Origin of the sequence: Pseudovibrio ascidiaceicola (assembly GCF_900114245.1) — a bacterium.
Lineage (GTDB): Bacteria > Pseudomonadota > Alphaproteobacteria > Rhizobiales > Stappiaceae > Pseudovibrio > Pseudovibrio ascidiaceicola.
Genome location: NZ_FOSK01000012.1, coordinates 157,046 through 180,565, shown reverse-complemented (window position 1 = coordinate 180,565; position 23,520 = coordinate 157,046). Strand labels below are relative to the sequence as shown.

18 protein-coding genes are annotated in these 23,520 nt (G+C 50.8%); 14 read left to right on the top strand and 4 right to left on the bottom strand.

Going from position 1 to position 23,520, the window contains the following annotated elements; genetic code table 11:
- The first annotated feature begins 10 nt into the window (after positions 1–10).
- From tssF to BM231_RS20865, 10 genes are all read left to right on the top strand, one after another.
- Positions 11–1,798: a type VI secretion system baseplate subunit TssF gene (gene tssF / locus BM231_RS20910; protein WP_093522467.1), complete on the top strand. Its 1,788-nt coding sequence runs from the start codon at positions 11–13 to the stop codon at positions 1,796–1,798.
- Complete coding sequence (tssG, locus tag BM231_RS20905; RefSeq protein ID WP_093522465.1) at positions 1,762–2,796, top strand: type VI secretion system baseplate subunit TssG; 1,035 nt, start codon at positions 1,762–1,764, stop codon at positions 2,794–2,796. Before tssF ends, tssG begins: the two co-directional genes overlap by 37 nt.
- Before the next feature lie 9 nt (positions 2,797–2,805).
- Entirely contained in the window at positions 2,806–4,305 is a 1,500-nt protein-coding gene (tagH, locus tag BM231_RS20900) for a type VI secretion system-associated FHA domain protein TagH (protein WP_093522462.1), read from the top strand.
- 65 nt (positions 4,306–4,370) lie between these two features.
- A complete protein-coding gene (tssJ, locus tag BM231_RS20895) occupies positions 4,371–4,931 on the top strand; it encodes a type VI secretion system lipoprotein TssJ (RefSeq protein ID WP_063289819.1) in 561 nt (186 codons plus the stop codon).
- A 29-nt stretch (positions 4,932–4,960) separates the two neighbouring features.
- The gene (gene tssK / locus BM231_RS20890; protein ID WP_093522459.1) at positions 4,961–6,310 is read left to right on the top strand and encodes a type VI secretion system baseplate subunit TssK; all 1,350 of its coding nucleotides are present in this window, start codon (positions 4,961–4,963) and stop codon (positions 6,308–6,310) included.
- Positions 6,310–7,128 (top strand): type IVB secretion system protein IcmH/DotU, encoded by an 819-nt coding sequence (icmH, locus tag BM231_RS20885; RefSeq protein WP_208860544.1) that lies wholly within the window; start codon positions 6,310–6,312, stop codon positions 7,126–7,128. The genes tssK and icmH overlap by 1 nt, the downstream gene beginning before the upstream one ends.
- A gap of 17 nt (positions 7,129–7,145) precedes the next feature.
- The gene (tssH, locus tag BM231_RS20880) at positions 7,146–9,848 is read left to right on the top strand and encodes a type VI secretion system ATPase TssH (protein ID WP_093522457.1); all 2,703 of its coding nucleotides are present in this window, start codon (positions 7,146–7,148) and stop codon (positions 9,846–9,848) included.
- Positions 9,849–9,885: 37 nt separating this feature from the next.
- Complete coding sequence (locus BM231_RS20875; protein ID WP_208860543.1) at positions 9,886–11,457, top strand: sigma 54-interacting transcriptional regulator; 1,572 nt, start codon at positions 9,886–9,888, stop codon at positions 11,455–11,457.
- Positions 11,458–11,569: 112 nt separating this feature from the next.
- The gene (locus BM231_RS20870; RefSeq protein WP_208860542.1) at positions 11,570–12,322 is read left to right on the top strand and encodes a type VI secretion system-associated protein TagO; all 753 of its coding nucleotides are present in this window, start codon (positions 11,570–11,572) and stop codon (positions 12,320–12,322) included.
- Positions 12,323–12,354: 32 nt separating this feature from the next.
- Positions 12,355–13,254 carry a pentapeptide repeat-containing protein gene (locus tag BM231_RS20865; protein WP_093522516.1) on the top strand — a complete coding sequence of 300 codons (900 nt, stop codon included), beginning with the start codon at positions 12,355–12,357 and terminating at the stop codon, positions 13,252–13,254.
- Positions 13,255–13,360: 106 nt separating this feature from the next.
- Here BM231_RS20865 and BM231_RS20860 read toward each other — a convergent pair whose 3' ends face one another.
- Both BM231_RS20860 and BM231_RS20855 read right to left on the bottom strand, forming a co-directional pair.
- Positions 13,361–18,670: an autotransporter domain-containing protein gene (locus BM231_RS20860; RefSeq protein WP_093522451.1), complete on the bottom strand. Its 5,310-nt coding sequence runs from the start codon at positions 18,668–18,670 to the stop codon at positions 13,361–13,363.
- Between the two features lie 341 nt (positions 18,671–19,011).
- Positions 19,012–19,458 (bottom strand): RrF2 family transcriptional regulator, encoded by a 447-nt coding sequence (locus BM231_RS20855; protein ID WP_093522449.1) that lies wholly within the window; start codon positions 19,456–19,458, stop codon positions 19,012–19,014.
- A gap of 296 nt (positions 19,459–19,754) precedes the next feature.
- Here BM231_RS20855 and BM231_RS20850 point away from each other — a divergent pair, with 296 nt between their 5' ends.
- A complete protein-coding gene (locus BM231_RS20850) occupies positions 19,755–19,976 on the top strand; it encodes a hypothetical protein (RefSeq protein ID WP_093522514.1) in 222 nt (73 codons plus the stop codon).
- Positions 19,977–20,102: 126 nt separating this feature from the next.
- Here BM231_RS20850 and BM231_RS20845 read toward each other — a convergent pair whose 3' ends face one another.
- A complete protein-coding gene (locus BM231_RS20845; RefSeq protein WP_093522446.1) occupies positions 20,103–20,393 on the bottom strand; it encodes a DUF1330 domain-containing protein in 291 nt (96 codons plus the stop codon).
- Complete coding sequence (locus BM231_RS20840; RefSeq protein ID WP_093522444.1) at positions 20,393–21,091, bottom strand: GntR family transcriptional regulator; 699 nt, start codon at positions 21,089–21,091, stop codon at positions 20,393–20,395. Before BM231_RS20840 ends, BM231_RS20845 begins: the two co-directional genes overlap by 1 nt.
- A gap of 111 nt (positions 21,092–21,202) precedes the next feature.
- On the opposite strand from BM231_RS20840, the gene BM231_RS20835 reads away from it, so the two are divergent.
- Genes BM231_RS20835 through BM231_RS20825 form a run of 3 tightly spaced genes read left to right on the top strand, consistent with a single transcriptional unit; the run spans position 21,203 to position 23,518 of the window.
- A complete protein-coding gene (locus BM231_RS20835) occupies positions 21,203–21,811 on the top strand; it encodes an amino acid synthesis family protein (protein WP_063310466.1) in 609 nt (202 codons plus the stop codon).
- Complete coding sequence (locus BM231_RS20830) at positions 21,777–22,583, top strand: alpha/beta fold hydrolase (protein ID WP_093522442.1); 807 nt, start codon at positions 21,777–21,779, stop codon at positions 22,581–22,583. The genes BM231_RS20835 and BM231_RS20830 overlap by 35 nt, the downstream gene beginning before the upstream one ends.
- Before the next feature lie 17 nt (positions 22,584–22,600).
- The gene (locus BM231_RS20825; protein ID WP_093522440.1) at positions 22,601–23,518 is read left to right on the top strand and encodes a flavin reductase family protein; all 918 of its coding nucleotides are present in this window, start codon (positions 22,601–22,603) and stop codon (positions 23,516–23,518) included.
- The last annotated feature ends 2 nt before the right edge of the window (positions 23,519–23,520 follow it).

The window sequence follows — 23,520 nt, the reverse complement described above, 5'->3', positions numbered from 1 at the left end:
GCAACCAGCTGTGAAAGCTTCATACTTTCAAGATGAATTGACTTATCTGCGTGAGAGCGGTCGGCTTTTTTCCGAGCGCAATCCGCGGTTGTCAAAATATTTGTCTGATGCCTCCACGGATCCGGACGTGGAACGGTTGCTGGAAGGCTTTGCGTTTTTAACGTCAAGACTGCGCGAAAAGCTGGATGATGAGCTTCCAGAGCTTACCCACTCACTCGTTCAGTTGCTTATTCCAAATTTTCTGCGGGCGTTTCCATCAACCACACTCATGCAGATGGTTCCCGTCGAAAAGGCGATTACAGAGCGTCAGGTGCTGCCGTCGGGATCGCAGATCTTGTCACGCCCTGTGGATGGTATTGTCTGCCCCTTTCAGACAACAGCAGACGTGACTGTCTATCCGCTCGATATCGTAAGTCAGGATGTTCAGCGTTCTCGTGAAAGCACTGTTCTGACATTGCAGTTCCAGACGTTGTCAGGCCTGCCTCTGTCCCGGCTGAGTTTTAATGATCTGCGTCTATGGATTGCTGGCGATGAGGTCGCTGCCCAGATGCTTTATTTGTGGATGGGACGATACCTGAAAGATGTCACGGTTTGCTTTCGTGCTGATGGTGACACTGAAGATGAAACTACCCGCTACAAACTTCCAGTTTCAGCATTGCAGCCAGGTGGCTTTGGCGGCACTGAAGCACTGTTGCCCAATGAAAATTCCGCCTATGAAGGGTACAGGCTATTACAGGAATACTTCGTCTTTCCTGCGAAATTCCAATGTTATGACATTGATGGGCTAGAGCCGTTCTTCCGAAACCGCGAAGAAACAGACTTCTCATTGGAGCTAACCTTTTCGAGGCCATTGCCGCCTGATGTGAAAGTACGCCCCGGAACCTTCCGCCTATACTGCGTTCCGGCAGTGAACCTGTTTTCCTATGATGCCGAGCCGATGAAAATCGACCATAGCCAGATGCGGTATCCAATCCGGCCGACAGCAAATAGTCGTGGCGCCATAGACATCTTCTCCATCGACCGCATCATGAGCTGGCGTGCAGCGAAAGACCCTACGAGTGGCTCTCATCTGCGTGAGTACCCCTCGTTTGAATCCTTCCATCATGAAGTTGAGCGTGCGGACGGACTCACTCAGATTTATTATCGTTTGAGACTTCGTGAGGCGTTGGGCAAACGCGGTATGGAGCATCTTGTATCATTCGTGCGTCATGATAATGAGCGCGCAATTCCAGAACATGAAGTTCTCTCTGCGGATCTAAAGTGTTTTCATCCTGATCATGCCATGGAGCTCGGTGCAGGTGATGTGTGTGAGCCAACCGGCGAAACACCAAGCTTTGTGACATTTAAGAATCTGAACCAGCCCAGTGCGCCAGTCTACCCGCCGTTGGATGGATCGCTGTATTGGAACCTGATCTCCAACCTTTCCCTCAATTACGTCTCGTTGCTTGAAAAAGAAGCCCTGAAGACCGTGATTGCGACCTACGATTTTCAGGCTCGTCTGAACCGGCAGGACGAGCGTGTCAGCAAGCAACGTATTGATGGCATCATTTCAATCGAAACCAAACCGGTCGACAAGTTGTTTCGAGGGCAGGCAGTTCGAGGTTTGAAGACTGTCATGTCTCTCAGCGAAGATGCGTTCCAGAGCGAGGGCGAGATGTTCTTGTTCTGCAGTGTGCTCGCAGAATTCTTTTCTCTCTATTCAAGTGTCAATTCGTTCCACGAACTCATCGTGAATGGAACACAAAATAATGAAGTCTATCAATGGCCAGCGAAAATTGGGCGACAACCTCTGATCTAAGAGGCGACCTACAGTTTAACGCTCGCAGCTGGTCATTCTTCCAAGCTGTTGAGCTGATCCAGCGTTGTTATGATGAGCGCACTGAAGTTGGTACGCATCTTTTGCCGAAAGATGAGAAGATCAACTTCAGCGTCATGCATTCGCTTGGCTTTCCGCTTTCTGACATTGCCAGCATTGAAAGGCAAGATAATCAACGGGGTGACGTCGAACCGGTCGATTATGTCGATTTCAATATGGAAGTGACGTTTCTCGGCCTGCACGGGTCAAGCTCGCCATTACCCTCTTATTATCAAGAGGTCATAGCCAAATACGATGCACAAGGCTCCTTGATGAAGGGGTTCTTTGACTTCTTCCATAACCGCCTGGTCGGCCTTTTACACCGCTCCATGCGCAAGTACCGCTTCTATGTGCGTTACGAGCCGGGTGCGCTGGACCCATTCTCTCAATGGGTGTTTTGCGTTTTTGGATTGTCAGATCAGGAGTCTCGCCACAAATCGCCTATCAACTGGGCGCGCTTGCTCACGTTCGCTGGAGTTCTGGCGTCTCGTAATCGGTCACCTGCCGCGATTGCAAGTGTCGTATCTCACTCCTTTTTTCACAAAGAGGTGGAAGTGGAGGAGTGGGTTCAGCGAAGGGTTGATATCCCCGAAGGACAACGCTCGGAACTGGGGCAGCACAACATGTTGCTGGGTGAAGACACGATAATTGGCGATAGTGTCTCGGATATCTCGAGCAAATTCAATATCTTCATCAAGAATTTGAGCTTTGAACGTTTTCAGGATTTCCTTCCTCACGGGCGAGATTACAAGGCCCTGAGGGATCTGGTGGAGTTCATGCTGCGTGATCAACATGCCTACGACATCAAATTGGAACTGGCAGAAAATCAGGCCTCTCCGGTCATGCTTACTGACGAGTACGAAGGACGACTGGGCTGGTCAACCTTTCTTGACAAGGGTGATGGACGCTCGCGCGAAGTCCTGATCTCCGCGCGGTTGTAGGAGGGTAGTATGAAACTGGTCCTGGTCATCAACAATACCTCCACGCTTGAGAACGGCAGTAAAGCCACTGCGACGTTTGACAAGGCAGGCGGAAACATTGGTTCTGGTGAACAATGTCATTGGCAACTGTTGGATCGCCGCAGTTCTGTTTCTCGCGAACATGTACGTGTGTTTTTCCAAGATGGTGTTTATTGTGCCGAAGCCGTGAGCGATGAAGGCATTATCGTAAATGGCTCCAATCGGCCGATCCCAACAGGTCAACGGTTCCGTGTCTCTGACGGTGATATCTGGAAGGTCGGGGCCTTCAAGTTGACCACGTATGTGGTTGCGGAAGGCAGCGAGCTGGAAGACCAAAGCGAGCAATGGGCTGGCCGGTTTGCAGCCATAGACACAATTGTGTCTGGACGCTTGCAGGATGAAGACGAGCACACACAAGATAACATCGAATACATCCTCGCGGACCGGTTAGAGAGCGACCTGAGTGAGGATTTCTTCGCAGGCAATCAGCGGGCAGGCGCCCTTGCATGTGATCCTGTAGAGGTTCTTGATCAGCAGGATGACGAAGGTCTGCCTGGCAACCAAGACCCACTTTCTCAACTAAATCATGACAGCAAGCCCGACCAACAAGAGTTGGACGAGGACTTGTTGAGCACTCTGGGGCTACAGCCTGAAAACAGCGGTAAGGCACTGGGTGTGGATGATCCTCAAGCACATCACCGTTTGATGATCATGCCCCAAGCAAAAGGAAACCATACAATGACCAATACAGGTACAGAGCCGGTTGATCCGGATATGGACAGTTATCTTGAGTCTCTGACGAACTCAGGCGGGCAAGAAATGTTGGTCAGCGATATTCAGGAGACCGAAAGGTGGCATGGTTCTGTTGCTCTCTCAGAAACGGGAGAAGAGGGCATGGTAGATCATGTGGTGCTTCGACCTCTTCTGACAGCATTGGGACTGCCAGCTGGCGACATGAGTTTGCCTGAGGCGAACCGCATTACTCAGGATGTTGGCGCAGCCTTGAAAACGGCAATTGCTGGGTTGATGGCCATTCATACGCAGCAGTGGGAAGACCGTTCGTCAATGAACGACACTCACCTGCACCCGGTGGAAGACAATCCGATCCGGCTGGCTCAAAGCCCTGAACAAGCGATTGAGGACCTGCTGCTTGTTCAGAGCCCAGTTCATTTAAACGCACCGTCTGCCATTGAAGAAAGTTTGATGCAGATTGAGCTGCATGAGAAAGCCAGCCGTGTTGCTGCTGATGAAGCTTTGGAAGCGGTTCTCCTGGGCCTTTCTCCAGAAAATCTGAAGAAGCGATTTGCGCGCTACAAGGGGCATGCGCCTCGCACAGGCGATCTGGATGGCTGGAATTGGCAGATGTACGAGCACTACTACCATGAAATGCGGTCCGGTCGTCAGCGCGGGCTGACACGCATGTTCTGGGAGGTCTTCCGGCAAGTTTATGATCGCGAAATGCGGAGCCAGCAACTGTATGCAGCTGAGTGACGTTTGATGGCTAGCGAAGATTTGAGGGTGTCCAGCTTTGAGAAGAATGAGGCGGTAGGCATACGATGAACTGGGGTTGGACACTAAACGCGCTCCTGCGAAAGAGCTCACATCTTGCCTTTGCACTAGCTGCTCTGCTGGCGTTGAGTGCATGCGAAGCACAGAAAATTCCTGAGAAGGTTTTCAAGGTTGTCATGGATCCAGGCATTCCGGTTGGAGAGCCTAAGGACCAGCCGACACTGATTGATGTGACCATCTTCTCAGAACCAGGATCGAACAAGAATGATCTGGGCGAGAGCGTGCCGATTGATGTTTGGGTCTTCCAACTGGGTGACGATGGCAAGTTGCTGCAGTCGTCTTTTGAAGAGGCAACCGAAGACTACGAGAACGCTCTTGGAACCACCTTCATTGATGTGAAGGAGGTTCAGGTCATGCCCGGTGAATCCAAGGTCGTGAGTGAGCTTGAGTTGGATGAAGACACGGTCTTCATTGGCCTTGTAGGCGGCTACGCGAAGCCTGAGAAAGTCGATTGGCGCGTCGTCGAGCAGGTCAAGCCCAAGGGAGAAACTTACAAGCTGCTTGCTGTCATCAGCAGAAAAAAAATTATCACGAACCTTCATCGGTAGGTTTGAGAGCAAATAGGTTTATTTAGATTATGTCACTGCGAAACCATGTAATTTGGCGGGATGGCCTGTTTTTGAAGCCCCACCATTTTCAGCAGCAACAACGATATTTAGAACATCTTATCCGCTCTCGCAGCGAGGCGATTGATCCTTATCAGCACGGGGTAAGCCGGTTGGAGATCAACAAGGAAAGCCTGCTGCACGGTAAGTTGCTGGTTGACTATGCGTTGGGAATTTTCCCTGACGGTACAACGATTGATGTGCCTGGCGAAACAATGGCGCCTGCACCTTTGGATGTGAGCGGTGAAAACGTTGTCGGGCAGACGGTTTATCTGGCTTTGCCGTTGCGTTCAAATGGCGTTCCTGAAGTTGAAGATCCCCTCAATCCTCAGGATGCGACCCGAATGCGTGCGTTTTCTCAGGATGTTCGCAACAACACCAGTTCAGATTCAGAGGCGTTTCTGGTCGATGTGGCTCAATATCGGTTGCGATTGATGCTGGAGCGCGAAGATCGTTCTGCTTTCACGTGTCTTCCGCTGACACGTATCCGGAACAAGAACTCTGATGGCAGTGTGGTGTTGGATGATGAGTTTTTGCCAATGGCCTCAACCATTGATGCTCAGCCTCGCCTGCGCAAAACATTGGATGACCTCGTAGGACTGTTGCGCCAACGAGCCTCCCACATTTCAAGTCGTATGGGAACACCGGGTCAACGTGGCGTTTCAGATGTTTCCGACTTCCTGATGTTGCAAACGATCAACCGCTTGTGGCCAGAATTTCGGCACATGTCCACCCTCAAAGGAGTGCATCCAAAAGAGCTTTACAAGATGTTCTCCGGTGCAGCTGGAGAGCTAGCAACGTTCACGCATGAACAACGCATGCCAACGACATGGCCTGCCTATCATCATGAAGAACCGCAGGTTTGCTTCGATCCTGTGATCAGCTCTTTACGCCAGTCGCTATCGACCATCTTTGAAGCAAATGCCATCGCACTGCCGTTGAACAAGCAGAAGTACGGCATCATCACGTCTCCGCTTAGTGATCGTTCGCTTCTAAACTCAGCAATTTTTGTTGTTGCCGTGAAAGCCAGTATGGAGCTGGAAGAGCTTGCAAAGTCATTCCCGGCGCAAACCAAAGTGTCTTCCATTGAGCGAATTCGCGAGTTGATCCATCTGCATTTGCCAGGTGTCGTGCTTCAGAGACTTCCTTCTCCACCGCGACAACTGCCTTACCATGCAGGGTTCTCGTACTTCCAGTTGGATGCCAACTCTGCAGGTTGGCAATACATTGAGAACGCGAGTGGTTTTGCCTTCCATATTGCGGGTGAATTCGCTGATTTGCAGCTGCAATTCTGGGCTATTCGCAATGAAAGGACAACATAATGAGTGAAGTCGCAAACCTGTTTGACTCTGGTGATCCTGAAGTTGTTGAAGAGGCGCCAATTGCAAGTGCCGAAACAGTACCTCAGAACTTGAAGGATGTTTCTCCAAGGCCGGTGCAACACATCAGTTTCCCCATGCGCGGGCACAGCATCAATAAGATCATTGATGCAAGCCAGTCATTGCTTGCCTTGATCTCACGCATTCCGGAAGTTTCTGAAAACAACAAGTTAGACTACCTGCACAAAGATGTTCGGGCTGAGATTGAATCTCTTGAGCTAGAGCTCCAGCGCGAAGGATTTGATCGTGCCACCATTTTGGCGCACCGCTATTGCCTGTGTTCTGCAATTGATGAAGCAGTGATGTGCTCTCCCTGGGGACAGAACTCAGACTGGTCTGAACGAAGCTTGTTGGCGCTGTTTCATAGCGAAACCTGGGGTGGAGAGAAATTCTTTATCGTTCTCAGCCGTTTGATGCGGGATCCTGTTCGCTACATTGAGTTGATTGAGTTCCTGTATCTGCTGCTTGGGCTTGGTTTCGAAGGCAAGTATCGAGTGATGCACAATGGCAAGCTGCAGCTCGAAGAAATCATGCGTGATGTTCACCACGTCATCCGGCAGGAGCGGGGTGAGGGGAATTTCGAACTTGGTCAATCAGAGAGCAAAGTGATTGAGAAAGCGCATGTTGTTCATTGGCATACGCCTGTTTCTCTTGTTTGGATTAGCCTTTTAATTTTATGCGCACTGACCTACGCGGGGTTTTATTGGCAGATAGACCAATACACCGACGGGGTCGTCACTCAGCTGCGTGAAATGCTTTAATTTTTTGGAGATCGAGTATGGCTCGACTGGAAATCAAGGCGCTGATTGAGCGTCTCAACCCTTGCTGTCGTCAGGCAATAGAAGAAGCCGCCAGCCTGTGCGTTTCGAACTCACATCAGGAAGTGACAATTGAGCATTTCCTCATTTCTCTTGTTTCACAACCTGCAGTAGACATTAGGTTACTCGTACAAAGCCAGAATGTGGACGCAGACAAGTTGAACGAGGCTCTTCGCGCGACGTTCAACAGATATCGCCGAGTTGAAGCTGATCGCACACCAACGTTTTCACCGTTGCTTCAAGACCTTTTGCAAGATGCATGGTTGATTGCCTCCGTTGAGCAAGGTGAAAAAACTGTCCGCTCGGGGGCTGTTCTTATTGCGCTGCTCAATGAACGTGGCCGCTATATGCAGATGGACTACTACCCAATGCTGGAGCGGATCTCTCCCGACGTTTTGCTGCGTGATTTCGAAGCGTTGACGGCTGGGTCTTTCGAAAAAGATCACCGTGCCGTGCCGGGAGCAACATCAGGTGCCGGAGAGGGGGCTGACGGCTTCCTTCAAAAATACGGTACGAACTTCACTCAGCTGGCGAAAGATGGACAAATTGATCCGATCTTCTGCCGGGACAATGAAATCCGTCAGATCATCGAGATTTTGTGCCGTCGCCGTAAGAACAACCCAATTTGTGTTGGCGAAGCTGGTGTCGGTAAAACCGCGCTAGCAGAAGGTCTTGCACTACGCATTGCAAATGGTGACGTGCCAGCAGATTTCGCCAATGTCTCCCTTTGGGGGCTGGATATCGGAGCACTACAAGCTGGTGCCTCTATGAAGGGTGAGTTTGAAAAGCGCTTGAAAGGCGTCATTGATGAAGTTCGCTCCAGTCCTGAGCCGATCATCTTGTTTATTGATGAAGCACACACTCTAATCGGTGCTGGTGGTGATCAAGGTGGTTCCGATGCTGCGAACCTTTTAAAGCCTGCGTTGGCCCGAGGCGAGCTGAAAACAATTGCCGCAACAACGTGGTCTGAATACAAAAAGTACTTTGAGAAAGACCCGGCCCTGACCCGTCGCTTCCAATTGGTGAAGTTGGATGAACCGACCATTGATGAGGCAATCATCATCATGCGCGGGCTTAAAAAAGCCTACGAAGACGCGCATGGTGTCTACATCACTGAAGAAGCGATTGGTGCTTCCGTTCGTCTGGCCGCACGTTACATCACTGGCCGTCAGCTTCCTGACAAAGCAATTGATGTTCTAGATACGGCCTGTGCTCGCGTTCGAGCCGGGGCAAATACGCCGCCAGTTGAGCTGCAAGATGTTGAGCAGAGCCTTCAAACGTTGAGTTGGGAAAGAGAGGGCCTGGAACGCGATCAACACACAGGTCCATTGGAGCCTGAGCAACTAGAGCGTCTCCACGCTATCGCAGACCAGTTAAATGAGCTTGAAGCGCGTAAAGCAGAGCTTTCACAGCGTCTTGATGCTCAGGTTTCCTTAGCTGAAAGCTTTATTTCAGCTCGTGAAGATCTGTTCCAAAAACTGCCAGAAACACTCGACGAAGATGCCTTGGAGCAAGTGCGCACAAACCTTGCCTGTCACAAAAATGCGCTCATAGCGGAAGCAGGGGCCGAGCCGCTCATTTCGGTAGAAGTTGGACCCTCAGAGATTGCTGCAATCATCAGCGACTGGACAGGTATTCCGATCAATTCCATGGTGCAGGATGATTACCATCGTCTCCTGACCCTTGCTGAAACTATGAAGAAAGCCATCAAGGGTCAGGACCACGCCATTGATGCCATTGAGGCTCGCTTGCGTGCGTCACGGCTTGATCTGCACAAGAAGGGTCAACCGCTCGGCGTGTTCTTCCTGGCCGGACCTTCTGGCATAGGTAAGACAGAGACAGCCCTTGAGGTCTCGCGGAGGCTCTTCGGCGGCGAAGAGTTCATTACCACCATCAATATGTCGGAGTATCAGGAACGTCATACGGTTTCCCGTTTGATCGGCTCCCCACCCGGATATGTCGGCTATGGCGAAGGTGGTGTTCTGACAGAAGCCATTCGCAAGAAGCCTTACTCCGTCGTACTGCTTGATGAAGTGGAAAAAGCCGACCCTAACGTGCTTAACCTGTTCTATCAGGCTTTTGATAAGGGCGAGCTTGCAGATGGGGAAGGGCGCCTCATCGATTGCCGCAATGTCGTGTTTTTCCTGACCAGCAATCTTGGCTCAGACCAGATTGAAAACTGGGTTGCCAATGCCGAAGATGGTCAGGTCCCAAGTCATGGCTCTATGTTGAAGTCTCTCACACCACTGTTCGCGCAGCACTTTAAGCCAGCGCTTCTCGCGCGCATGGAGCCTTTGGTTTACCTGCCTCTATCTGAGCAAGTATTGGCTGACATTGTGCAAATGCGCCTTGCAGATCTTATCCAGCTCCTGAAGGACACGCAGAAGGTTACGCTTTCCATCAGTGAGGAGGCTTATGAGCGGGTCACGCAAATGTGCCGTGTGGCCTCTAATGGTGCCCGTCTTGTCGATCAGGTTATTCAACGCCAGTTGCTGCCTACGCTCTCTATTGAGTTGTTGGAAGCTGGTCATCGCGGTGAGCAAATTTCCGCGATTACCATCGACAGCCCGGAAGGAGAGGATGGTTTCACTTTCGCAGCAGCCTATGAGGCAGATGCTGAAGAGGAACCAGCTGAAGAGTTAGCTTTAGAAGAGGCGTCTTAGTATTGGTATGGAGGCACCTTCTACAACAGACGCTCTGATGACATTGATGACGTGCAGGTCAGAAAATGAACTGCGCGCAGTGATGTTGAAGACTGTACTAGCATCAACCAAAGCACAAGCCATCGCTGTGTACCTGCCAGATATCACTGGTCGCAAACTGATACCTTTTGCGTGCGATGGTGGGCTGCCAGTTGCCCGGCTTCCGCAGCTTGACAACGAAGTCGGCACTGAGCGCTTTCGTGAACTGGATGTCCTGCAGACAGAGCCATTCTATTTTGGGAAAACGCCGAATTCTGCAAAAGCCCAAGATCTAAGCACAGCTCTATTCTGCCGTCATGGGGCTCTCGTTGCCCATCGGATACTGCTTGAAACGACAGAAGGACAGAACACTCACAATCAGGTCTACGTTTTCCTGCTCGTATCAGCGGGCAGCGCTCCAAGACTTCAAGAGGAGCACCACACACTGCATGTCTTGTGGCGCTCTTATTTCCACCTGTCTCCTTTGCTTCACTCTTTAGAAAACCTGCAGAAAACAGAGGAAACGCAGGTTGAAAAGTCGAAGCATCAAAAGGGTCAGGTCGACTCCATGCTGTCAGATAGTCTTGTGGGACGTTCGCCGCAGATCATCCAGGTTAGAGAGAAAATAGCGCAATACGCGCAGAACAAATACGCGGTATTAGTGCAAGGAGAGACAGGAGCAGGCAAAGAAGTCGTTGCACGCTCCTTACACCGGCTCTCTCAGTTCTCCGAGGGACCTTTTATTGCAGAAAATATAGCCGCCTTGCCAGAGAACCTCATTGAAAGTGAGTTGTTTGGTTACAAAAAGGGAGCTTTCACCGGGGCAATTGAAAACAGAGATGGTCTCGTAAAACGAGCTTCTGGCGGAACGTTGTTCCTTGATGAGATTGGTGATCTGTCCGTTGATCTTCAGGTCAAATTACTGCGCATTCTTCAGGAGAAGAAACTCCGTCCATTGGGGGGGAGTAAGGATGAAGCCGTTGATTTCCGGCTCATCTGTGCCACCCATGTGAACTTGAAACAGGCGATTGAAGAGGGGAAGTTCCGGGCAGATCTTTTCTACCGTATCACACAGCTCACTATTGACGTACCACCATTGCGACGCCGTGAGGGTGATAGAGTTTATCTTGCACGTTACTTCCTGCAGGAGATTGCGGTTAGCAACGGAGACACTTCCAAAACTCTGAGTGAAGAAGCCATCGCCGTGTTGGAAGCCGCTGAGCTGAAAGGCAATGTTCGTGAACTGCAAAACTGCATGATCAAGGCTGTCTTTCTTGCTCTCGACACTGACGAAATTTCAGGCAGCATTCTCAAACAAGCCATGAATGAGCAAGTCCCTGCTGTCGTTGCCTCCGACAATCAGATCAGTTCTGTTGCAAGTGAGAAGGGATATGACGGCCTCTTGCTGGCAGAGCAAGGACTTCGCACGGTTGTCTCAAACTTCGAACTAGACTTGCTACGAAACGTGTATTCCCAATTCGAAGGGGATCGCAGCAAAATGGCGGATTTTTTGAAAATTCCAAAACGCACGCTCGCCAACAAACTGAGCAAATTCAATTGTCAAACAATGGAGTTCGACCATGAGAACTAGCAGGTTTGCTCACCCAATTTTTGCAGCGGCTCTGGCCGGCATAGTAGCTGTTCCTACGAGTATTTTTTTATCATCGACTTCCTTTGCAGAGACGATTGCCCTGGAGAAGAGAATGGTTGAAAAATGCACTCTCACCATTGGCCGGGTTAATCGTCTGTCATGCTTTGACCAGTTGCTTGAAACCCCACTTGAGGTGTTATCTGCAGGAGAACCCAACCCAGAATTTGTTGAGAATGTAAACGCACCAGCAGGCCGTTTGGAGCGGCAGGCGAAAGCAATGGAGCGGATGCGATCATCAGGGGACCTCAACTGGCAGTTTCGCTTTGGTGCAATAGGACATCCAGCAATATTCAGATGGGATGAGATTCAGGAAGAGAGCATCCCCGCTCAACCTCTGGAGCAACGCGATGGGGCAATCCCAGAGAAGGCGCAGGCATTGCAAACTGAGGAGGGACAACAACCAGTTGTTCAACCGGGTGAAACCAACGTTTATCTCAGCATGAAAGCATTGCAATCTGTTGATGCAGGTATCCAAGAGAAACCCGCAATCTTGCTGTTATCGTGTGTTGAAGACATCACAACAGTTGCCTTGGTACTCAATGAACCTCACGCTAAACGCCGGGTTCCAATCCGCGTCATGCTTCGCGATCAGCGCATCGACAACGATGTTTGGCAGAGCGCGGAGAGCAAACGCATTCTTATCAGCCCACGCGGATTGACCAGCATCGCACACATTAATCGATGGGCGCATGTGGATCGAGTGCAGCTTGATGTTGTGTCAGACAAAGGCTCCCGTGCCTACCTATTCGACTTGGCAAACCTTCAGGACATGCTGCCGCCTCTTCGCAAGGCATGTCACTGGTAGGAATTTTATTTTTCGAGACAGGCATTTTTCCAATGAAGCATAGTTTCCGTATTGCTGTGATCCTGGTAACCCTCGGGTTTCTGACAATTCCAGCCTATTTGATTTGTGACTATCTCAATCTCATTCCTGATGAGTATTCCATGGTGCGCAACCTTGTCGTACTTGCGGGTGGTAAGATTGAAACGTTTAGAAGTCAGTTGCCTGTCCCCAAAGGCGTGCCTTACACCCCAATTGAGCAAACATCTGTATTTTACAATGTTGCAGCAGGGCTGAGCGCACTCTTTACTGTATTTGTCGCAATTCCAGCGTTTTTGTTGCTCGCATATATCGCCAGTTCAGCTTTCGCAGCAGTTAAGGCAACACGGCGTAACTATGTTTTGGGACAGTTCACCAAAGCCGCAGAACTCCTTGAATCAGGGAATGGTGCTCTGCGTGAAGCCGGTGTCGTGATCCTTTCTGAAATCGCTAAGTCCAATCCAAATGAACACTTTCAGGATGTGCTACAACTTCTGGCCGCTCATATTCGCAGCACGAGCTCTGCACAACGCTCAAACTTGATGGCGGGCAAAGAACACGCTCGTGCCCGCGGGGAGTTGATTGCATCAGTGCAGAAGGTGTCTGAGCTGAGAAAGCTGCTCAAAAAGAAAGATAGAAGCATTCAGCTGGATCTAAGCGGAGCTTATTTCCGGGGCATGAAAAACAGTGGTGGTCTGATCGGGAAATCAAGTACACACGGCCCCGACCTGAGCTATTGCTTGTTAACGGACAGTGTCTTCGACGACGCCGATCTCACCAACGCAAACTTCTCCCAAGCAAACGTAAACCGTGCACGCATAGAAGAAAAATGGAAGGCCTTATTCTCAGTCGAACAATGGGCCAGCGTCCAAGTCATCAACGAAAAAGGAAAAGTCATCCGCCCACCTATCACATGATAGGTGGTTGTATTCGTGAACACTAACAACGCTCTCTTGCTTAGCGTTCAAATCGACGTCAGTAACCTCAAATTGGCTAAAAACGTTCTTCTAGTTGCCTTTTTCCTCAATATTGCACGAATAGTCGGGCGTTGGCGCCGTGGTCTACGGCTTGGTCGGCGAGGAGGCCGTAGTAGTTTATGTTGAGTTGGATGTGATCACTGAGGTTGGACTGGAGACCTGTTTCGATCAGGGCCACGTTGCGGGCGATCGGGACGCTGGCGACGGTGAAGGGGTTGCCGCTGTCGATGAAGCTCTGGGTGTAATCGAGCGTATCAGCAGAAGAGTATTGCCAGGCTGCGAGGCCAACAAAGCTTGTATCCCCATAAAGGTAACTGGATAGATCAAACTCGCCGCGCGTTCCCAGCGTCAGGAAGGTGAGAGAGTTGGATTGCCCATCTGCTTTGAGTGCTGCTGCGCCGCCGGTTTCATTGAAACCGGGACCGGAGAGGTAAGCATAAGCAACTCCTGCGAAAGGCTCCAGATTGCCGTAGGTGCTTTCCAACGTGTATCCAAGCTCACCAAACACTTGCACAGAACCAGCGAACTGGTCAGATGACAGTGTTTCTTCCGGGAAGAGGCTTACATCGCGATTAGTTGCAATGTTGTACCAAGTACCGGCAACACCTCCGCGCAGTTTGACGTTGTTGATTGGATTGGCACTGGCGTAGCCGCCGACACTGTAGCTGTCACTGTCAGATGACGCATCGATGGAGCTGATGTCGATGGAGGTTCTGCCGAAACCTGCAACCACACCCAGCTGGACCATGTCAAAGTAAGTCGCATCAACACCAACCAGAACACCGCCAACGCTTCTGCCTGTGGTGCGGGCATTGCCATCAGAGAAGAATTGACCCCAGCTGCCGTAGACCTGTCCCCACATTTCAAAGGGGCCAACTTTTCGGGAAACTGTGTCGTCATCCACTTCTGAGGCAAATGCGCTGTGGGCCTTGTAAAGGCGGTCATTCACCGCTTGTCTCAGGAAGCGGCTGTCTGCAAGAAGGATGGCACGGGTTGAAGCGTTGATTTCACCGGCGAGTGGGTCGAGAAGAGCATTAATCTGAGCGTTGTTCATGGGAGCAAGCTGTGTGAAGAGATCGCCGCTTTCATTGATGGTGTCTAATGCCAGAGTGACTGAATGCTCGTTGCGTGTATCTGCCAGGCCATTGAAGTTGTTGGAGCTTCGGATGAACTGGATTGCAACGTCGTTTGCATCACCACCCGGAATACCGTAGAGCACGTTCACATCCAGCATGAACATGTCATGGTTCACGGAGTCGAACGTGCCTGTCGGAGGCTCTGTATCTGGAGTGGACAGGTTGTCGATAATGACGAACTCATCGCCGATCTTAACTGGGGTTGGGCCAGAAACACTGATGAGATCAAGGGCCACGTTGTTTAGGTCAACGCTGCCACCTGCGAGGATCTGGATCTGATCCGCGTTTGCCATTCCAGATACTGGATCAGAGCCGATTTCCATTTCGAGTGTACCACCGGTGCCAGTCGCGTCCAGACTGCCGAGCGTAATAGTGCCGAAGGACGCTCCGGGTGCGATAATGCCTCCGTTAAGCGTAACGCTGCCGCTGGCTGTGCCGTACCCTTCGAGCCGACCATCTGCGTTCACGGCTAAATTACCTGTCAGAGTAGAACTATCCGTTGAGGACGTACCAATCCGCATGGTGCCGCCGTTGATGGTGGAGCTGACCAGCGATTTAGTGCCGTCTGACAGGATAAGCGTACCTGCACCGTTCTTTAGGAAGGTACCTCCACCCGGAGTAGCATCTCCTGTCCAGGTGAGGGTTGCACCTGCGTTTGCCATGTCGATGGTATTGTCATTGCTATCTACCTGCAGCTTGGTCGTATCGACAGTTTCGCTGCCAGTGCCCAGATAGAAAAGGGTTCCGCCGTTTACGATCACATTGCCGGAGCCAATGGCAGCTGCGGAAAAGCCTTCCAGACCAACAGTACCGGAGTCGATTTCAATGTCAGCTGTATAACCGGAGTTGTCGCCGAGTAAGTTGACCTCGCCCGGACCGGTGAAGGTCACCTGATCAGAGCCCGTTAAACCGGACATGATGTTGATCTGGCCGACTATATCGGTTGTACCAACCACGTTGCCAGCTCCGGAGAAGGCGAGTTCATTGATGGTGACCGTGCTGCCGCCGGTGTAGGTCAGGGTTGAGGAATTCAAAGTGATTCCAACGTTACCATTGCCGATGTTGGTGCCGTCGTTGAAGATCAACTCGGTATCGGTTACCCCAAGATCTCCAGTCCATGAGCTGTTGGTGCCGGTAAGGGTAGCAGTTTGACCTCCATCGATGGACAAGTTGCCTGAACCGGAAAGGTTCGAGGAGATTTCCAGATCGACCGTATTGTCATCAATGTCGATTGTGTTGCTTGTGCCACTGGCGATAGCAATCCTTGAGAGATTGACGTCTGTGGTACCCTGATAGAGCAGGTTACCATTGCTGAGGGTGGTTGTGCCAAGCCCAAGGCGGTCCGGGTCAGTAAATTCGATGGAACTGTTTTCCTGAACAATGAGGCCACCAGAGAAACTGTTGTCGCCCTGCAGGTTGACCGTGCCGCCAGACCCAATGGTGAGAGACCCCGGTGTACTGCCTCCATCTGTGATATCACCAGTCAGTGTCAAAGTGCGTCCGGTTTGCACATCAAGCGTACCATCATCATGCATCTTGAAATTATTGGCGATGGTCGCATCTGCACCGGAAATATAACTCAGATCACCACCGTAAAAGAGAACGTCACCTGTGCCGATGTTGGCCGCTGCTCCGAACTGTGTAGTACCGGCTGCCAGGTCTAGTCCACCGCTGAAGCTGCTGCCTGCTCCACCCAGAACCAGCGTTCCTGCCCCGAGTTTCTTCAGCACCCCTGTACCACTGATGTCATTGCTTGCAGTGAGGGTATCACCAGAGCCCACTGTCACGGATGATGTTCCATCCAGATCAATCAGATTGGTTATGGTCGCAGTGGTTCCGGTGAAGTTGAGGTTACCGCTGTCGAGTTCAATTGCACCTGTGCCGAGATTGTTGGCACTGGTAAAGCCAACCGTGCTGTTTTCCTGAACGATCAAACCACCAGTGAATATGTTGGTTCCTCGCAGGTTGGCTGTGCCGCCGGAGCCGATGGTGAAGGAGCCCGGTGTGCCATCGCCGTCAACGATGTTGCCTGTGATTGTCAGAGTACGCCCGGATTGCAGGTCAAGACTACTATCATCATAGAGTTCAATCGTATTTGCGATTGTTGCGGAGGTTCCGGTGAAGTTGAGGTTACCGTTGTCGAGTGCAACTGTGCCGGTACCTAGGTCATTGGAATCTGCAAAGCCAACAGTACTGTTCTCATGAATGGTAAGGCCTGCGGAAAATGTATTGCTCCCTCGCAGATTGACCGTGCCGCCAGAGCCGATTGTCAACGTGCCGGGTGAGCCTCCGCCGTCAACGATGTTGCCTGATATGGTGAGAGTACGCCCGGATTGCACGTTGAGTGTGCCATCATTGTGCATTTCGAATGTATTTGCGACGGTTGCATCTGAGCCGGAGACATAACTCAGATCACCACCGTAGTAGATGATGTTTCCAGTGCCAATGTTAGCTGCTGCCCCAAACTGAACGGTGCCTTCTGCCAGATCTAATCCACCGCTGAAGCTGCTGCCTGCTCCGCCAAGAACGAGTGTTCCATCACCGAATTTTTTCAGTCGGCCGGAACCGCTGATATCATTGCTGACGGTAAGAGTATCACCTGTCCCAACTGTCATGGAGGACGTGCCATCCAGATCAATTAGGTTACTAATGGTTGTGGTGGTTCCGTTGAACGTGAGGTTGCCGTTGTCGAGCTCAACAAAACCGCTGCCAAGATCGTCGGAGTCAGAGAAGCCAATAGTGCTGTTTTCCTGAACGACAAGACCACCAGAGAAAGTGTTGGTGCCTTGCAGATCAACTGTCCCGCCAGAGCCGATGGTTAGTTTGCCTGGTGAACTGCCACCATCAACGATGTCGCCTGTGATCGTGAGAGTACGCCCGGATTGTACGTCGAGATCGCCGTCATTATGCATCTCGAACGTGTTTGATATGGTTGCATCCGAGCCAGAAACATAGCTCAGATCACCGCCATAGTAGATGATGTTACCGCTGCCGATATTAGCCGCTGCTCCAAACTCTACAGTTCCGTCGGCCAGATCCAGCCCACCGCTGAAATTGCTGCCTGCTCCGCCGAGAACCAGAGTTCCGTCACCTAGCTTTTTTAGTCGGCCCGAGCCGCTGATATCATTGCTGAGAGTGAGCGTGTCGCCAGATCCAACCTCCATGGAGGAAGTGCCGTCCAGATCGAACAGATTGTTGACCGTGGCAGTCGTTCCATTGAAGGTGAGGTGGCCGTTGTTGAGCTCAATCGGGCCACTGCCAAGATTGGAGGCGTTGGAGAAAACAACCTCTGTGCCATCAATATCGGCACCTCCGGTCCAGGTGTTGTTGCCTGTCAGCGTGGTTATGCCATTGCCTTCAAATCTAACCTTGCCGTTGCCGATGATGTCTCCAGCAAGAGTTAAATTGCTATTGGAGGTTTCGAATGTGGCGTCATTCAAAGCCCCCACATTTGTGACTTCAATATCGCCGTTGATCGTTGTGCTGCCAGTGGTCACAATTTTCCCGCCGACAAAGTCGAGTTGAGCATTTCCTACCGCGTTGGTTCCGGTGAAAACAACTGTCGCGTTTTCCTCAAAGAACATTTTCCCTGAAAACTGGCTATTGTTGCGGAACAGACGTGTAGTGCCTTGTTCAAAGAGAACCTCGCCCGCCCCATGTGTGTTGGAAATCAGATCGGCTACCAGATGGTCACCGCCGCCGCTGGTTGTATTGACGACAATTTTGGAGCCATTGACCATGATAAGGTCGTCAACTTCGAGAAAACCGGGGGCAAGAGCAGCTGAGCCTTCTTCTCCGCCAATATTGATGGTTCCTTGAGAACGCAAAACAAGATCAAAGTTAGGCGCAAAAAGCACACCGCTGTTATGCAGGTTGATGGTGCCGCGATCAAAGCCATTAGAAACTTCAATAAGCGAGCTTCCTCCGGTTTGGAACATGGCTGCGCCATTGGAGATATTTAAAGTTCCATCAGCATTAGCGACGCCAACTCTTAAAAACCGTCCGATAGCGACTGATCGACCTGAAGATAGGTTTAGTGTGCCATCAGTGTTGAAGCCAATATACATGCCATTTGAGCCATTGACCGTAGTCGGTGGGTCATTGATGGTGCCCGTTATGATTTCTTGGGCATCTGCTCGTTGCACCTGAAGGCTGAGCAGACAGGCAAACGCGAGGCCTGCAAGTGCAGTTGTTCCCAGAAGACGCTCACTGTACCACATTTCAACCCTCACACAGTTGCTAGCAACAGCAGTTCTGAGACAGTTGTTCAGTCGAGCACAGCCATGACGGAAGACCGCGCAGAGCAAAACGCAGCTTCAGTGTAAGTAATCGCGTTAGTAATCTGTTAAGATTTCTTTGCGCTACACAAGTATGCTGTATCCGACAGAAGAGCCATGAAGTGATACGAAATACATGTCTCACAGGCTATAGATTAACTGAATCGAATATAGTCATTAATAGAGTTTTTATTTATTAAATTAGATTTAATTGTGAATTGATAAAATCGCTGGCAAGAAGTGCTTAATATAAATTTACATGAATATTGTAGATTTTCTTTGTGTTAGTTTTGCTGAGATGCGAAAGCTGCTGGCATCGGCAAATCAGCCACAGCACCCTCGATCGTCATTTCGTCGAGCACGGCTAGAAAGGCGCTAGACGCTCTTTGCATCAAGGGCTTAAGTCTGCAAGAGGGGAGAAAGCAGCATTGGATTTCTCCACATTCGCTCTGTCGTAGACATTCGACCACTGCAAAGTCGTTCTCCACTGCGCGAACCACATCTCCAACACTGACGTCTTTTGCGGCACGCCCCAGTTTAAACCCACCGCCGCGTCCACGCATTGTTTCCAGAATGCCCGCCCGCGAAAGTTGATTAACGAGTTTCATCACGTGTCCGCGAGAAAAACCCTGCTGCAAAACGATTTGATCGATGCGCTGAAGTATGTCTGGTTGCATGGCGCATTGCATAACGAGCCTTAAGGCAAAATCACTGGCTTGATTTAAACGCATGACGAAGCTCCAAAGATATATCGAGCGTATATCATAAATGCCCTACTGTCTGAATGTTGAATTCAACAAGTTTTTCCAAACCACATAACTATCTGATGCATTTAACAATATCAGCGGTGTAAGCCATCGGCTCTCGAATAAGATGTATTTTATATATACCTTAAAATATACCCTGTGATAAAGATATATATGAAATAGATATTATGAGTCGAAATGCGGCGTCTGGAAACTGAAACGCAGATTGTCCGGCGTTCCGTTTTGCTCAGCGTAGAAAATTTTGAGTGATGGAGGTCGTTATGTTGCCTGCAATTGTCCTGATCGCAGAGGGGCTGGTTGTCCTATGGTTCCTGCTATTCCTTACGATGATCACAAGCATCTATCTGGATGGCAGAGGATACGGTTCAGCGGTGAGACCCAAGGCCGAGCTGGCTTTTTTCAAACATCTTCGTGTCTTCGTAACACTCGGCATATCAATCGCTTGCGTTGTAACTTTGGCCGAAGCGTTCGAGTTGATCTGATAGAAAGCGGAAGAGTTCCATGAAAATCTACGAATACTTCCCCGCCATCTTCATCTGGGCCATAGTCCCAGCCCCCCTCTGGATCTGGCTAGGCCTGGTCTGGTTTGTATGAGAGGATAGGGGAGCTTACTCTATTCCCTCGACGATCATAATGTCTGCCAAGGCAGCGGTTTTGCGGTGGGATTTGGCTTCTTGGTATTCTGGGGAGTGGTAGCAGGCCAGGGCTTGTTCCATGGTGTCGAACTCTATGACCACGTTACGGGGGTGTGAGGTGCCCTCCAGGTGTTCTGTTTTTCCACCGCGGGCGAGGAAGCGAGCGCCGTATTTTTGGAAGGCGGCTGGAGCAGCCTGGGTATAGTTTGTGTAGGCGTCAGCGTCCGTGACTGTGACGTGGGCAATCCAATAGGCTTTAGGCATTATTTTTCGCTTTTGCTCAGTTCAGCAGTCAGAAGGGTTTTGGCAATATTTGCGGCTTCCGTCAGGTGTAACTGAATGGCAGCTGCAGCGGCTTGAGGGTCGTTTGTGTCGATTGCAGAGAAGATTTTTTCGATCCGCTTATACCCTGCATCGTGACGGTCACGGGTGCCTAACGTCATTGCACGCAGGCGGCTGATACGCCCATTGAGCCGCTGAACAACTTCCCAGGCAACGTTTTGGCCGCTGATCTCGAAAATGTACTGATAGAATAATGTTGTTGCTTCAAACAGGTCGTTTGTTTCGCCACTGCTGTAGGCCAACTTGAGCTGAGCGAGTGCTTTGCCAAGTTTTTTCTTATCCCCATCTTTGGCCAGTTCTGCGCATTTTTGTGCGGCGCTGGTCTCCAAAAGCATGCGGATTTCGTAGATCTGTTGCGCGTTTTCCCAATCCAGTTTTGCAACAATCGGGCCTTTGTTTGGGAGTATCTCAACAAGGCCTTCCGCTTCAAGATATCGGATTGTTTCCCTTACAACTGAACGGCTTACACCAAGCTGGTCGCAGAGCGGACGCTCGACCAGGCGGTCTCCTGACTGGAAGTGGCCGGCAATGATAGCGGCTCTCATTTTCTCAAGAGCCATATCGCGGAGCGTCATAGTGGGACGCTCAATTTTCAAAGGATTATTTGCAGTAGAGATCATGGCAGCAATCTAGCCCGCGTTGACTTCATTCGCAAGAAGGTATTGACATTCGGTATTATGGTATACCATCTTATCACCATTGAATTTGACAGTGGAATGAACGGAAGACCAATGCCAGCAGAGATACGCAAGACACTTCTTCACGTGGAAGACACGCTGATTGAAGGTGGCAAAAAAGCAGAGACCCCATTGCGGATGATTGCGGCAGTTGCTGTTGTCAAAAACCCATGGGCAGGGCAGGGCTTTGTTGAGGATCTGCGTCCGGGCATCCATGATGTTGCACCAGATGTTGGCAAACTGCTGACGGACATGATCATCAACTTTGCAGGTTCTGGTGAGGCTGTTGAAGGCTACGGCAAGGCAGCTGTTGTTGGTGTGAATGGTGAAGTTGAGCATGCCTCCGCGCTCATTCACACGCTGCAATTTGGCAATTTTTACCGTGAAGCTGTTGGCGCCAAAACCTATCTGGCGTTCTGTAACACCCGCGCTGGTGCAAACGCTCCGATCATGATTCCGCTGATGGACAAGAATGACGGTGGGCGCCGTTCACACTATCTCACCATTCAGCTTGCTATTCCGGATGCTCCGGGTCCAGATGAAATCGTCATCGCACTGGGAGCGTCACTCTCAGGACGCCCGCACCACCGGATTGGTGATCGTTATCAGGACCTTAAGGAGCTGGGACATGACGTTGACAACCCTGCAGCTGTCACATCCTAAGGGCACAGTTTGCTACCGTGAGGTTGGCGAAGGTGAGCCGCTTGTGCTGGTCCACGGGGTTGGCATGCAGGATGCTTCCTGGGAACCGCAAATCGAGCACTTTGCGAAAACGCATCGTGTTATTGCGGTAAACATGCCGGGGCATGGAGGAAGCAGTGCGCTTCCTCAAGGCTCTCAGCTGGAAGATTATGTAGCGTGGCTGCATGCAACGATCTCAGCGCTTGGATTTGAACAGGTGAATCTTGCTGGTCACTCCATGGGTGCATTGATCAGCGGTGGTTACGCAGCAACGTACCCGGAACGCGTAAAACGCGTTGCTTTGTTGAACGGTGTTTACCGCAGATCTCCTGAAGCTCGCAGTGCTGTGGAGGCACGGGCAAAGGAAATCGCGGAGGGCAACATCAACATCGATGGCCCTTTGAGCCGTTGGTTTAGTGAGAGCACTGCAGATCAGCAGGCGAAAGAAAAAGTCGGCAATTGGCTCCGGGAGGTTGATCCAGTTGGCTACGCGGTCACTTACAACGCATTTGCACATGGTGACGCGACCTATGCTGACAAATGGGAAGAGATCAGATGCCCGGCGCTTTTGCTGACAGGTGATGGTGATCCGAACTCCACCAAGGAAATGGCGGTGGATATGGCCAAAGCAGCGCAGGACGGCATGGTCTGCATCATTGAAGGCCATCGTCATATGGTCAATCTGACAGCACCGGAACAAGTCAATGCCGCAATGGCAAGCTGGTTAAAACAGCCAATAAGAACAAACGGATAGAAAGGGAGATCTACCCGATGACAGCGATGGACCCACGTACATTGAGGAATGCATTTGGTACATTCCTTACCGGTGTAACGGTTGTGACAGCCCACGGGCAGGATGGTGAGCCGCTTGGCTTTACAGCAAATTCCTTTTCAAGCGTTTCTCTGGATCCGCCATTGTTGCTGGTGTGTCTTGCGAAGAGCTCCAGCAATTATGATGCGTTGACTGATGCATCCGGTTTTGCTGTCAATATTCTGGCAGAAACCCAGAAGGATGTGTCCAACACCTTTGCCAGCCGTGTTGAAGACCGTTTTGCGACTGTTGACTGGAAAGTTGGTCCTCACGGGTCGCCGGTTCTTTCCGATGTTGCTGCGTGGTTTGATTGCTCAATGCACAATGTGGTGGATGCGGGCGACCATGCAATTTTGATTGGCGAAGTGAAAGCCTTTGAGACCGGCGTTGCCAATGGTCTCGGTTACGCTCGTGGTGCGTATTTTACTGCGACACAGGAAGTCAGCTCCATTCAGGTAGATAGTGAAACCGTTGTGAGCGCTCTCTTGGAACGAGACAAAAAAGTTCTGTTCTTTGAGGATGATGCCGGGCACCTGCGTTTGCCAACGCGCAATGTCAGCAAAGGTACACCAACCAAAGAACTTACAGCATTGCTGGAAGAAATTGGCGTCCCGTCTTCTGTCGGCTTCATTTACTCCGTCTATGAAGATGAAGAGGCGAATGCCCAGCATCTGGCTTTCCATTGCTCAGCCGGTGAAGGGACCAGCCAATCTGGAAACTTCCTTGCACTGACAGATGATGTTCTGGCGCGGGTGCAGGATGCAGCTACTCAAAAAATGCTGGGCCGATTTGCGAAGGAGACGCAGAAGGGCAATTTCGGCATCTATTTTGGAAATCATGAAAACGGCGAAGTGCGCAAAATCGCACTGGGAGAGTAAGC